At 62.4% G+C, this 13,066-nt stretch carries 11 protein-coding genes and 1 tRNA gene; 10 read left to right on the forward strand and 2 right to left on the reverse strand.

The genetic code is table 11. From position 1 onward, the window contains the following. Together metX and JOE65_RS06805 are read left to right on the forward strand one after the other, a co-directional pair. Nucleotides 1-1,074 (forward strand): homoserine O-acetyltransferase MetX, encoded by a 1,074-nt coding sequence (gene metX, locus JOE65_RS06800; RefSeq protein WP_205164065.1) that lies wholly within the window; start codon nucleotides 1-3, stop codon nucleotides 1,072-1,074. Nucleotides 1,075-1,157: 83 nt separating this feature from the next. Continuing rightward, nucleotides 1,158-1,817 (forward strand): alpha/beta hydrolase, encoded by a 660-nt coding sequence (locus JOE65_RS06805; RefSeq protein ID WP_205162504.1) that lies wholly within the window; start codon nucleotides 1,158-1,160, stop codon nucleotides 1,815-1,817. Nucleotides 1,818-1,853: 36 nt separating this feature from the next. Here the strand turns inward: JOE65_RS06805 and JOE65_RS06810 are convergent, their stop codons facing one another. Further along, nucleotides 1,854-2,084, reverse strand: a complete 231-nt coding sequence (locus JOE65_RS06810) for an RNA-binding S4 domain-containing protein (protein WP_205162505.1) — start codon at nucleotides 2,082-2,084, stop codon at nucleotides 1,854-1,856. A gap of 182 nt (nucleotides 2,085-2,266) precedes the next feature. Here JOE65_RS06810 and JOE65_RS06815 point away from each other — a divergent pair, with 182 nt between their 5' ends. Together JOE65_RS06815 and JOE65_RS06820 are read left to right on the forward strand one after the other, a co-directional pair. Continuing rightward, a complete protein-coding gene (locus JOE65_RS06815) occupies nucleotides 2,267-3,664 on the forward strand; it encodes a glycine--tRNA ligase (protein ID WP_205162506.1) in 1,398 nt (465 codons plus the stop codon). After that, complete coding sequence (locus JOE65_RS06820; RefSeq protein ID WP_205162507.1) at nucleotides 3,664-4,572, forward strand: GNAT family N-acetyltransferase; 909 nt, start codon at nucleotides 3,664-3,666, stop codon at nucleotides 4,570-4,572. Before JOE65_RS06815 ends, JOE65_RS06820 begins: the two co-directional genes overlap by 1 nt. Nucleotides 4,573-4,594: 22 nt before the next feature. On the opposite strand, the gene JOE65_RS06825 is transcribed toward JOE65_RS06820, so the two are convergent. Further along, nucleotides 4,595-5,419: a 1-acyl-sn-glycerol-3-phosphate acyltransferase gene (locus tag JOE65_RS06825; protein ID WP_205162508.1), complete on the reverse strand. Its 825-nt coding sequence runs from the start codon at nucleotides 5,417-5,419 to the stop codon at nucleotides 4,595-4,597. Between the two features lie 141 nt (nucleotides 5,420-5,560). Between JOE65_RS06825 and dusB the strand changes: the two genes are divergently transcribed. The 6 genes from dusB (at nucleotide 5,561) to JOE65_RS06855 (ending at nucleotide 13,053) form a co-directional block, all read left to right on the forward strand. Further along, complete coding sequence (gene dusB, locus JOE65_RS06830; RefSeq protein ID WP_338021677.1) at nucleotides 5,561-6,760, forward strand: tRNA dihydrouridine synthase DusB; 1,200 nt, start codon at nucleotides 5,561-5,563, stop codon at nucleotides 6,758-6,760. Nucleotides 6,761-6,764: 4 nt separating this feature from the next. Next, on the forward strand, nucleotides 6,765-8,048 hold the full coding sequence (locus JOE65_RS06835; RefSeq protein WP_205162510.1) for a deoxyguanosinetriphosphate triphosphohydrolase: 1,284 nt from the start codon (nucleotides 6,765-6,767) through the stop codon (nucleotides 8,046-8,048). A 34-nt stretch (nucleotides 8,049-8,082) separates the two neighbouring features. Beyond that, nucleotides 8,083-9,984, forward strand: a complete 1,902-nt coding sequence (dnaG, locus tag JOE65_RS06840; protein ID WP_205162511.1) for a DNA primase — start codon at nucleotides 8,083-8,085, stop codon at nucleotides 9,982-9,984. 60 nt (nucleotides 9,985-10,044) lie between these two features. After that, a tRNA-Asn gene (locus JOE65_RS06845) sits at nucleotides 10,045-10,117 on the forward strand. Nucleotides 10,118-10,288: 171 nt separating this feature from the next. Beyond that, nucleotides 10,289-11,797 (forward strand): AMP-binding protein, encoded by a 1,509-nt coding sequence (locus JOE65_RS06850; RefSeq protein ID WP_205162512.1) that lies wholly within the window; start codon nucleotides 10,289-10,291, stop codon nucleotides 11,795-11,797. Continuing rightward, nucleotides 11,794-13,053, forward strand: coding sequence for a beta-ketoacyl-ACP synthase II (locus JOE65_RS06855; protein ID WP_205162513.1), 1,260 nt, complete (start codon nucleotides 11,794-11,796; stop codon nucleotides 13,051-13,053). The genes JOE65_RS06850 and JOE65_RS06855 overlap by 4 nt, the downstream gene beginning before the upstream one ends. Nucleotides 13,054-13,066: the final 13 nt, after the last annotated feature.

Below are 13,066 nucleotides of genomic sequence, written 5' to 3' on the forward strand. Positions count from 1 at the left end.
ATGCTGCGCTTCATCGGGGTTGGCGATCTGGCGCTGGAAAATGGGGGAACGCTTCCGTCCGTCACGCTCGCATTCGAGACGTGGGGAACACTGAATGCGGACGCCTCCAACGCCGTCCTGATCCAGCACGCGCTGACCGGCAGCAGCCACGTAGCCCGTGGCGCCAGCAGCGAAGACGGCTGGTGGGAGGACTTGGTTGGTCCGGGCAAGACCATCGACACGGACCGGTATTTCGTCGTGGCCGCCAATGTGATTGGCGGCTGCTATGGATCTACCGGTCCGTCGTCGTACGCACCGGACGGGAAGGTCTGGGGCTCACGCTTTCCCTCGGTGACCGTCCGGGATTCGGTAAATGTCGAAGCCAGGCTGGCCGACAGTCTCGGCATCACCCGCTGGCACGCTGTCGCCGGGGGATCCCTGGGCGGTGCCCGCGCCCTCGAATGGGCAGCCACCTATCCCGAAAGGTTGGCGCATTGCCTGGTAGTTGCCGCAACTGCTGCCAGCACCGCGGAACACATCGCCTTCGCCCAAACCCAGATCGCCGCGATCCGCATGGACCAACATTTCAACAACGGCGACTACTACGGCGGGCCCCACCCACTCCAGGGGCTGGGCCTGGCCCGACGAATTGCACACATCACCTATCGATCCGAAGCGGAACTTCAACGCCGCTTCGGAAGGCAGACACAACCGGGCGAACCCCCGGAGATAAGAGACCGACCACAAGACCGGGGCCGATACCGCGTGGAGAGCTACCTGGACCACCACGCCGACAAACTAGCCGCACGGTTCGATGCCAACAGCTACGTTGTCTTGACCGAGCTCTTGATGAGTCACGACGTCGGCCGCAACAGGGGCACAGTTCAGCAGGCGTTCGCCGGCTCTGCAACGTCCTTCGTGATTGCTCCCGTGGACTCGGACCGTTTGTATTTTCCGCAACAGTCCTACGATCTTGCCGCTGCTTTGCCTGGTCCCGTGGAGGTCTGCACTATCCGGACACCGGAGGGCCATGACGGCTTTCTGACCAGCATTTCCCAGCTCGACGCTGTGCTCCGGCGCAGCATTTTCGGTTGACCCGGGGCCACGTAACGGCTCCACAGGTGCGGCGGCTCTGACATTTCGCGGGGAGCTGCGCTGAACGTGCCAGAATTGTGGTCATGACTGACACTGAATCCTGGAGCCCTGTTGTTCTCTGGTCCAAGCCCGAGGGCGAGCGTGCCGGGACGCCCCTGCTGGTGCTCTTTCACGGTTATATGTCCAATGAGCAAGATCTGATGGGCCTTGTTGACCGGCTGCCGGCCGAGTTCACGGTGGCCTCGGTTCGCGCGCCAATGGCCGTGGGGCCAGGCTTTGCGTGGTTCCCACTGTCACAAGACCTGCGATACCCGATGGATCAGGTCATCAGCGCATCCATGGACGTGCTCGCATGGCTAGACGGCGTTCGTGAGCAGCACAGCAGTGTTAGCCTGCTCGGGTTTTCCATGGGCATGACGATGGCCACAAACCTCCTGCGCCACCGTCCCCACGATTTCGCCGCCGTCGTTGGGCTCTCGGGGTTTGCCATCAAGGATGAGGGCAACCCGTTCTTCCAGGACACTGAGCTGGCCGCCACAAAAATCCCGTTCTTCTGGGGACGGGATCAAGCGGATCCAGTTATCACTGCCGAGAAGATCGAGTACACGCACTCCTGGATCGGAAAGCACACCGCCCTGACCAAGGTTCTCTACGCCGGCATGATGCACAGCATCAATGCCCAAGAGCTGACGCACGTTGCCGAGTTCCTGACGTATTCGGTTCTGCGTTCCGTGCGCCACTGACCGCAACTGGCCGCAGGTTCAGTAGCAAGTAGGAGATTACGACGACGGCACTAGCCGTACCGTCTGGCCTGAGGCTGATATCACGTCCCCCGGATGCAGCTGCCTGCCTCGACGTTCCTCAACGTCTCCGTTGACGCGAACCATGCCATTTTCGATCAGGTCTTTGGCTTCTGCGCCGTCTTCGGCAAGATTGGCCAGCTTTAACAGTTGGCCCAATCTGATCATGGAGTCCCGGACTGGAATGTCAGTGTATTCGGATTCTTTCATGGGTCCATTCTGCCTGAGCCTGCCCGGCCCGTTGCAACCTGCAGCCGCTGAGAGCCGGTCCGAACCGCCCGTACGCTAGTGTTGAATCTTCCCCGGGTAACAGCGTCTACAGGCATGGCTTTGCTCGGGCTCTCAAGCAGGCAATCGGACCGCACCCAGCGGCCCAAAACGCACAGAAACGGATGGCAAACGTGGCCAAGAAAACATCTGCACTTGATCCGATTATCTCGCTGGCAAAGCGGCGGGGATTCGTTTTCCAGGCTGGTGAGATCTACGGCGGTTCCCGGTCAGCATGGGACTACGGTCCTCTGGGCGTTGAGCTGAAGGAAAACATCAAGCAGCAGTGGTGGCAGAACTTCGTCCGTGGGCGCGAGGACATGGTCGGTCTGGATTCCTCGGTCATTCTTCCCCGCAAGGTGTGGGAAGCGTCGGGACACGTCGCTACTTTCTCGGACCCGCTCGTTGAGTGCCTCTCCTGCCACCGCCGGCTCCGCCAGGATCACCTAATTGAAACTTTTGAGCAGAAGAAGGGCCGCAGCCCGGAGAACGGCATGGCAGACATCGCGTGCCCCAACTGCGGCACGAAGGGTCAGTGGACGGAGCCGCAGAACTTTTCCGGTCTCCTGAAAACCTTCCTAGGCCCGGTGGATAATGAGGAGGGCTTAAATTATCTGCGCCCCGAGACCGCCCAGGGCATCTTCGTGAATTTCAACAACGTGCTGAACACATCCCGAAAGAAGCCGCCGTTCGGTATCGGTCAGATCGGCAAAGCATTTCGTAACGAGATCACGCCGGGAAACTTCATTTTTCGCACTCGTGAGTTCGAGCAGATGGAGATTGAGTTCTTCACAGCCCCTGCTGACGCTGATGAGTGGTTTGGGCACTGGGTTGAAGAGTGCTGGAACTGGTTCACCGACCTCGGCATCAATCCGGATAATCTGCGTCGGTTGGATGTTCCCGCAGCGGACCGCGCGTTCTATTCGGCGGGCACTATCGATATTGAGTACCGCTTCGATTTCCAGGGTTCGGAGTGGGGCGAGCTGATGGGCGTGGCAAATCGCACGGATTATGATCTGGGCGTTCACTCCAAGAATTCCGGCACGGAGCTGAGCTACTTCAACCAGCAGAGCGGCGAACGCTTCATTCCCTACGTGATCGAGCCCTCATTTGGGCTAACCCGTGCCATGATGGCTTTCCTGGTCGATGCTTACACGGAGGACGAGGCTCCCAACTCTAAGGGCGGCGTCGACAAGCGAACAGTATTGCGCCTCGACCCGCGCCTGGCACCCGTCAAGGCCGCTGTCCTACCGCTGAGCCGCAATGAGGATCTCTCGCCCAAGGCCCGTGATCTGTCAGCTGCCCTGCGCAAACGCTGGAACATTGATTTCGACGACGCCGGAGCCATTGGTCGCCGGTACCGCCGACAGGACGAGATCGGCACGCCCTTCTGCATCACTGTGGACTTTGAAACGCTCGATGACCAGGCCGTCACGATTCGTGAACGCGACACCATGGCACAGGAGCGCGTCGCCCTGGATAAGGTCGAAGGTTACCTCGCAGCACGTCTGGCGGGCGCCTGATGGCGCTGCAGTACCGTCCGTGGCGAGAGGGAGATGACCTGGAACTGCTGCAGATGTGGGGCGCCCCGGACGGCCCTCAGGCGGAGCAGGCCCGCAGTCTCCTCCGGCCTGCCTCCGAAGATCCCTGGTCTCGCTGCATTGTGGCCGAGGACGACGGCGTACCTGTGGCGGCCGGCTGTGTCTTTGAGGCAAAACTGCACAGCGAACGGCTGTGGACCTACATCGAGGTCGCTGCAGATCACCGCCGCTCCGGCGTCGGATCCACACTGCTGACCATGTTGCGGCACGAAGCCGCTAACTCGCCGTCGGGGGTCACTACATTGCGGGCGAAGGTCAACCCGCAGACATCCGGTGCAGACTTCGCGGCCGCGGTTGACCTGTCGCCCATCCAACGGTCGCGGATTGTCACGGTACTGCCTGGCGCCCTGACATCGCCTGCCTTCGAGGACCCCAAAGGCCCACAGCTTGAAGAGGCCGCTACGGGTTCGGTGGAACTGACCCGTGCTGTCGTCGATTGGTACAACGCCGTTCACTCATGGGACCCGGCGGACATGACCCTGGGGCAAGCGCAACAGTACCTGCTGGCGGATCTCACCGGAGCCTCCGGAGCCGTCGTTCTTCGGGACAGGCCAAAGGCCGATGGCGGTGCTATCGCGGCGTTCGCCATCAGCTATACACAGACCCGGACAGACGGCCCGGCAGATGTCCTGGTGGGCTGCAACACGGCGCTGCCACAGTCGGAACAGGATGCCGCATTGGCAACGCTGTTGGCCATGCTGGTTCACGAGTACCCGGTGCAGCTTGAACTTGATGACTCGATGACAGCACTGTGCCGGATAGTGGAGCCATTACTGGTTGCTGGATCAGCGCGTCAGGACGAACTGGAGACGCTCGTCGTCAGCGACTGAATCGGCCGTTGGGCAGGCGGCATTACCCGCGACGGTGGCGACCCTCGGCGCGGTCTACATCGTCGGCTTTGATCCGCTCCTCTTCGGTCATGGCGCCGCCTCCGAGGTGAGCTGGCATCCACCACGCTCCGGGCTCAGGCTGGAGTGGGAAGTCTGCAATTCCGCGGTCAATGCCGTTCTGCAACTCGGCGCGCAGAAGATTGGTTTCACCGACGACGTCCATATCAGCAACTTGCTGATCGTGCCTGATGGGTTTGCCGATATGGACTCTCACCGGTGCACGCCACGCACGGCGGGCGGAAAAGCCATGGCCGCGGGAGAGCATCCGGTGGGCACCCCAGATCGAGACGGGAATGATAGGTACCCCGGCTTCGGCGGCTAGCCTGGTGGCGCCCGTTTTGAGCTCGCGGACGCGGTAGCTTCGGCTGACCCCCGCCTCGGGCAGAACGGCAACGTACTCGCCCTGCCGCAGTTTCTCCAGGGCTCCCCGGTAACCGTCGGCGCCAGCGCTCCGGTCCACAATGACGTGACCGGTTGCGTGGACGATCGGCCCGGTGAACCAGTGAGCAGCGGCGCGCTTGGTCACCAGAAACCGCATTTGTGCCCGGAGTTCTTTCCAGAGCATCCACTCCGCGAAGACAAAATCCAGATAGCCGAAATGGGTGATGGCGATCACCGCACCATTGCCCGGTGCGGGTTTACGTGAGGGTCCGTTCATCGCTTCACGGGCGGGAAGGTTTTCCCTGCCACTGATGATCACCTTCATACGGAACACTTTGAGAAACAGCACTCCGCTGTAAACGACGGCACGATACACGCGGTCGTTGGGGCTGGGTTTCCATGTCACAGGCCAGTCCTTCCGTCGTTGCCGAGCGCCATGAGACGCCGGTCCCACGACTATATAGTCCTGACCCGCACGGATGGAGCGTTTCGTCCACAGTGGGTAAACGTTTTTGCGCAGATTTGCGAGAATAGAACGGTGAGTACCATCGCAGCAGACCATGCCCCCTCCACCGAGTCGTCGTGGGACGCGCCCGCCAAGCTTCAATTGCCCCCGCTGAAGCTCGGGCCGCTGACCATTGATACACCGGTGGTCCTCGCCCCGATGGCAGGCATCACCAACACCGCGTTCCGGAGGTTGTGCCGAGAATACGGTGGTGGCCTCTACGTGTCTGAGATGGTGACGTCCCGGGCGCTGGTTGAACGGACCCCTGAATCCATGCGCATCATCTCTCATGACGCGGACGAGCGCGTACGGTCGGTGCAGTTATACGGCGTGGATCCTGTCACGGTGGGCCAAGCCGTGCGGTTGCTGGTGGAGGAAGACCGCACAGATCATATAGATCTCAATTTTGGTTGCCCTGTTGCGAAGGTGACGCGCAAGGGTGGCGGTGCTGCTCTGCCCTGGAAGACGGACCTCTTCACCGCGATCGTGCAGACAGCCGTCAATGAGGCATCTAAAGGTAACGTGCCATTGACCATCAAAATGCGCAAGGGGATCGATGACGATCACCTGACCTACCTTGAGGCCGGGCGGATGGCACGGGACAGCGGAGTCGCAGCCGTCGCCCTGCACGGGCGCACGGCTTCACAGTTCTATTCCGGCAAGGCAGACTGGAGCGCCATCGCCCGGCTGCGGGAGGCCTTGCCGGATATTCCGGTCCTCGGCAACGGGGACATCTGGAGTGCTGAAGATGCCATGCGGATGGTACATGAAACCGGTGTCGACGGCGTCGTCATCGGTCGTGGGTGTCAGGGCAGGCCGTGGCTCTTCGGGGACCTTGCGGCGGCCTTTGAGGGCAGCAGCGAGCGGCACCGGCCCGGCCTGGGCGAGGTAGCGGCGAGCGTCTACCGCCACGCTCAGTTACTCATCGACACTTTCGGCGACGAAGGTAAGGCGCTTCGGGACATCCGCAAGCATATGGCCTGGTATTTCAAGGGTTATGTTGTGGGCGGGGATCTTCGTGCCAGACTGGCTACTGTGCCAACTCTTGAAGTCCTCCGCGAACTACTGGACGAACTGGACCCGGACGCTCCGTACCCGGGTGCGGATGCTGAAGGGCCGCGTGGACGGGCGGGTACCCCCAAGCGCACGGCGCTGCCGGAAGGCTGGTTGAACGAACGTCGTCTCAATGACGTGCAGAAGGCCGGAATTTCCGCTGCTGAACTTGACGTATCAGGTGGATGAGCACATGCCCACAGATGAACCGCCCGTGACCAGCGGCTACACAGAGGTGGATCGCCTCAGGTGGGCGCAGGAACCCCAAAAGAGTACCTTCAGAACTTCCTTTGAGCGGGATCGTGCGCGAGTGCTTCATTCCTCTGCGCTTCGGAGGCTCGGCGCAAAGACGCAAGTGGTATCGCCCAGCACAGACGATTTCGTCCGGACGCGGCTCACCCACAGCCTGGAGGTCGCCCAGGTAGGCAGGGAGCTCGGACGCTCTCTGGGTTGTGACCCGGATGTTGTGGACGCAGCCTGTCTTGCCCACGATCTCGGGCATCCTCCGTTCGGCCACAACGGGGAATCTGCACTGCACGCCGTGGCGCACGCCATCGGCGGGTTCGAAGGCAACGCTCAGACCCTTCGACTGCTGACCAGGCTCGAACCAAAAATGGTGGCACCCGACGGCTCTCCCGCCGGTCTGAACCTGACCCGTGCCAGCCTCGACGCTTCGTGCAAGTACCCGTGGTCAGCTCCAGATGCTCCCGTCATCGGCGGCCAGCGGACCACCAAATTTGGCGCCTACGAGGACGATCTCCCCGTGTTCAACTGGTTGCGCGAGGGTGCACCAGAGGGACGATCCTGCATTGAGGCTCAAGTCATGGACCTTGCAGACGATATCTCTTACTCCGTCCACGACGTCGAAGACGCGATCGTCGCGGGCCACCTTCAGCTGAAATACCTGGACAACCGGGACCACCGGGCCCGCGTAGTCGGCTATACCCGACAGTGGTATCTGCCGCAGAGTGATCCCGACGAGGTAGAGGCAGCACTTGACCGGCTTCAGGCAACTGACGTCTGGGTCCCGGAAGCAGACGGCAGCCGCAAATCCATGGCGGCACTAAAGGACATGACCAGTCAGCTGATAGGGCGTTTCTGCCTCAGCGCAATGGCAGCAACACGGGACATCTACGGTACGGATCCGCTAACCCGCTACGCTGCCGAAGTCATTGTTCCGCGGGAGACACACACCGAAATCGCGGTTATGAAGGGTCTGGCCACCACTTTCGTCATGACCAGTGACTACAGGCAGCCCATCTACGAACGCCAGCGTGAGATCCTCTCGGAACTTGTCGCGATCCTGGCCGCAACCGGAGATTCCCATTTGGAGCCTATGTTTGCGGGCGACTGGCGCGCGGCCGAAAGCGATGACGCACGGCTGCGGGTCGTCATCGATCAGGTTGCCTCGCTAACGGATGCCTCCGCGAACAGCTGGCACGAACGTTTGGCTGGTAGCCGCAGGACCCTGTTGTGAAGGCTACGTTGCGCCGGGCTGCAGGACACTGAGCATGGCCGGGTTGATCAAACGCGAAGACATCGACGAAGTCCGCGAACGCACGGACATCAAGGAAGTGGTCGACGGCTATGTCACCCTCCGCTCGGCTGGCGTTGGGTCCTTCAAGGGACTGTGCCCATTCCATGATGAGCGCTCGCCGTCCTTCCATGTGCGGCCCCAGATCGGGAATTATCACTGCTTTGGTTGCGGCGAGGGCGGAGACGTCATCTCGTTTGTGCAAAAGCTTGATCACATCAGCTTTGTTGAAGCCGTGGAAAAGCTGGCGGGTCGGATCGGGTTCGAACTCCACTACGAGGATGGCGCCGGTCCAAAGCGGGAGGACATCGGCAAACGCCAGCGGCTGTTGGATGCGCACAAGATCGCTGCCGAGTTCTTCCGTAGCCAGCTGAAAGAGCCTGGCGCGGCGGAAGCTCAGCGGTTTCTGCAGGAGCGTGGCTTTGACCGTGACGCTGCGGAGCATTTTGGAGTTGGGTTTGCGCCGAAAGGCTGGGATGGACTCCTGCGGCATCTGAGCGACCGCGGATTCACACAGGATGAGCTGAAACGTTCCGGAATGTTTTCGGAGGGATCCAGAGGCATTTACGACCGCTTTAGGGGCAGGCTGGTCTGGCCAATCCGCGGCATCACCGGCGACACCATTGGGTTTGGTGCCCGCCGGCTGTTCGAGGATGATCAGGGGCCCAAGTACCTCAATACTCCCGAAACCCTGCTGTATAGCAAGTCCCAGGTGCTGTACGGGATTGACCTCGCCAAGCGGGATATAGCCCGCAAGAGGCAGCTTGTAGTGGTGGAGGGGTACACGGACGTCATGGCCTGTCACCTGGCTGGAATCACGACGGCGGTCGCTACCTGCGGGACAGCGTTCGGCCCAGATCACGTGAAAATTGCGCGCCGGTTGCTGTCCGACGACGGCACAGGCGGGGAAGTCATCTTTACGTTCGACGGCGATGCGGCAGGACAGAAGGCAGCCCTGCGAGCGTTCGAGGAAGACCAGAAGTTCGTCGCTCAGACCTACGTGGCGGTAGAGCCCAGCGGCGCGGACCCTTGCGAACTGCGTCAGAGTCGGGGCGATTCCGCAGTCGGGGAACTCATCGCTTCTCGGCGTCCCCTTTTTGAGTTCGCCATCAAGGCGTCGTTGAAGAATTTTGATCTCACGACAGTCGAGGGGCGAGTCCAGGCACTACGTGCGGCTGCTCCCGTCGTCGCGCAGATTCGGGACGCCGCTATGCGCCCTGCCTATTCGCGGGAGCTGGCCAAGTGGTTGGGAATGGATGTGGAGGACGTTCTGCGGGCTGTTGGATCCGCGGCCAAGCGTCTGTCTGCATCAGCTGGTACGCACCCGGATTCCCGGCAGGCTTCAGCGACCAACAGTCAGACGCCACCGCCCGAGCAAACCCCAGCAGATCAGCTGCGATTTAGCCGCCCGGACCCGAACGACCGTGTAGCAAAGCTGGAAAAGGAGGCGCTGGAAGTCGTTGTGCAGCAGTCGGCGCTACTAGATGATTCCCAGTGGCAGAGGTTCGCAGCGGCCAAATTTACGGTTCCTGCTTATTTAGCCGTGCATGCGGCGGTACGCTCGGCCGGAGAGGCAGGCCCGACTCCGGCCGGGTGGGTTGAGCAGATCCGTCGGGAAGTGCCCGAGGTTCTTGGACCTCTGGTCAGCGAACTTGCGGTTTCGCCCATCCCGGCACGGAATGCCGACGCCATGGTTGCCTACTGCCGGGATATTCTCAACCGCCTGTTTGAGCTGGATATCACGCATCAGAAGGCAGAGAAACTAGGGGAGCTGCAGCGGCTGGATGCGGCCGCTGATCCTGCTCGTATTCAGGAGCTGAACAGGGACCTGATGCGGTTGGAAATGGAGCGTCGTGAGTTGAGGAGTGAGCTTTCCTAGCCCGCGTAGGCCACGATTTAACTTCCACTCAGAAGCCTTGTAGAGTTGTGTCTGCCGCTTTCCCCCGTAGCTCAATTGGCAGAGCATTCGACTGTTAATCGAAGGGTTACTGGTTCGAGTCCAGTCGGGGGAGCACATTATCGAAGGTCCCGTACTCGTTCTGAGTGCGGGACCTTTTAGTGTTAGAGACCTCTGCGATCAACGGCACGGTCCCAATTCCCTTCGAACCGGGAAGCCACTAAAATGGATTCCGGCGTGAAAACACGAATTTAATGGATTCTCGATCTACAGGAGGGGGCCGCGGGTGCCGATCACGCGGACCGTGCTGGACATGGCCGAACACCATCCCGACCAGCCCGCGATAGTCGGGGACGACGGCCAGCTGACGTATGCGCAGGTCGTCGAGAATTCTCGGCGGATGTTCGCCGTCGTGGATGCCCTGCACCGGGCACAGGCCACGCCGCCGGCACCGACCGCCGAAACCGCCGGCATCCCGATCACGGCGGTGAGCATCGCGTCGGCGTTTCACACGTCGCGCGTCATCGCGGGGCTCGCGGGGTTCAGAGCCGTGTCGGCGACCGTCGACCCACAGTGGCCACTGGAGCACCGGATCGGGGTCATCCTCGCCACGGGAATCGGCGTGGTCATCAGTGACCCGACCGACCTTGCGGATGCCCTCACGGTGAGTGGGTGGACGGGCACAATCATCACTCTCGCCGAATTCATGCAGAAAGAGGCATCTGCCGCTCCGGCGGTCGGCCCGATGGTGCGCGATGATGAGGAGCCGTTCCTCCTGCTGTTTTCATCGGGTACAACGAGCAACCCTAAAGCGTTCCTGAAGACGCGGCATCAGTACCGCGAGAATTTTGCGGTCTCCAGCGCGCACCTGGAGCCGAGGACCGGTGCCGCCACGCTCGCGCCCGGGCCGGTGTCCTACAGTCTCACCCTCTACGCGCTCATCGAGTGCCTCGCCTCCGGCGGCAGCGCGCACGTGGCGGACGTGTTTGATCCGCTCGCACTGGGCCACCGTATCCGCGATGAGAAGATCACCCGAGTTGTGGCTGTACCCGCCATTGTCCAAACACTGGTGGATGTCGCCCGCCGCAACCCGGACTGCCTCAAGACGCTAGAGCTGGTTGTCACCGGCGGAGCAAACCTTCCCTCGATCCTTCGCACCGGTCTCGCCGAAGTGCTACCGCAGGTGCGGCTGATCAGTTATTACGGGGCGGCCGAGATCGGGTTCATCGGTGACAGCCGCGGCGGCGATGGCACCCGCATCAGCGTCTACGAGGGCATCGGCGTGAGCATCCGAAACGACCATGGCGCCGAGGTGGTCGACGGTGAGCTGGGCACGTTGTGGGTCCAGGCTTCTGCATGCTCCGAGGAATACCTACCGGGAACGACGGACTCGGTGCTGAAGGGCGCGGATGGTTGGGCGACCGTGCACGATCAGGGTCGGCTGGTTGACGGTGCGCTGGTGTTGGCGGGTCGCGCTGGAGACATCGCCGTGACCGGCGGGCATAAGGTTGCGCTGCCGGTCGTGGAGCGCGCGTTCGAGGGGATGCCGCGCCTCGGCGCAGTCTGCGCAGTAGCGCTTTCCCACGATCGGCTCGGCACCGTCGTGGCACTCATCATCGAGGGAAATCCGCCAAGTAAGGGCGAGCTGCTGGCCCGCGCACGTCAGAAGCTGGCCCCCCAATTTGTGCCGCGTCAGTGGTATCGGGCACAGCGACTGCCTCGCACCGTCGGCGGCAAAATCCGCCGCCCCGCCGTCGCTGAGCTTATCGCGCGGGGAGAGGCGGTGCGGCTGTGAGCGACCGCCGCCGCGTTGTTATCACGGGGCTCGGGGCGATCACCCCGAGCGGCTTGGACGTAAAGACGATGTGGGATTCCGTCATCCACGGACGCAGCCCCATCACGACGCTCGACGACCCCGAGTTCGCGAACCTGGCCGTTCGAATCGGCGGACAGGTGCAAGGGTTCGACGCATCCACTCTTCTGGAGCCAAGCCTCGCCCGACGACTCAGCCGCAGCCAGCACTGGACTGTCGCGGCCGCCGACCAGGCAGTGGCACAGGCTGGCTGGACACCCGCAGCAGGCGACATGCCATGGGACCCGCAACGGTTCGCGATAATCGCCGCTACCGTATCGGGACCGGTCGATGCCATGCAGCGTGCCACCCGTGCTCTGGACCAGCGGGGTCCGCGGGCGGTGCCGATGACGCTCGCGATCTACGGAGCGATAGACGCGGCCGCCGCTGTGCTCAGCCAGCGTTACCAGGCGTTCGGCCCCACTCAGGGCGTGTCGGCGACATGCGCGAGCGGGGCGATCGCTCTCGGCGAGGCGACCCGCCGCATCCGCCACGGCTACGCCGACGCCGTCCTGGTGGTCGGTAGTGAGGACTGCCTGAACCCGGTGAATCTCGCGTCAAACGCGAATATGCGCGCACTTGCACACGGATACGAGCAAACCCCGGCCGCAGCCTCCCGGCCGTTCGACCGGGCGCGATCCGGCTTTGTGATGTCGGCCGGGTCAGCCGCCGTCCTGCTCGAATCGGCGGATGGCGCCCGCGCCCGCGGAGCTGTCGCACTGGCCGAGCTGGCCGGGTTCGGGGCAGCCAGCGACGCTTATCACGCGACCGCTCCGCATCCGCAGGGCCGGGGAGCAGCACAGGCCGTGCGCGACTGCCTCGCCGACGCGGGCGTCACAGCGGATGCCGTCGACCACATCAACGCCCACGGCACTGGGACCCCAACCGGTGACGCCGCCGAATTGAACGCGTTGGAAGCCGCGCTCGGCGACCGTGCCCGCGGCATCCCGATCAGTGCCACCAAGTCCAGCATGGGGCATTTGCTCGGTGCGTCGGGAGTAGTGGAGGCGGTCATCGCCGTGCAGACGCTACGCGACGGGTTGCTGCCACCCACGTGCAACCTCGACGACCCCGAGTTCGACGGCTGGGATATTGTGACAGGCGAGGCCCGTCAGCAGCCCGTCAGCGCCGTGTTGTCGAACTCCTTCGGGTTCGGCGGGCACAATGGCGCGGTCCTGATCACCCGTGGGAATGGATAACGAAGGAGCATTT

The sequence above is a fragment of the Arthrobacter roseus genome (assembly GCF_016907875.1).
GTDB lineage: Bacteria > Actinomycetota > Actinomycetes > Actinomycetales > Micrococcaceae > Arthrobacter_J > Arthrobacter_J roseus.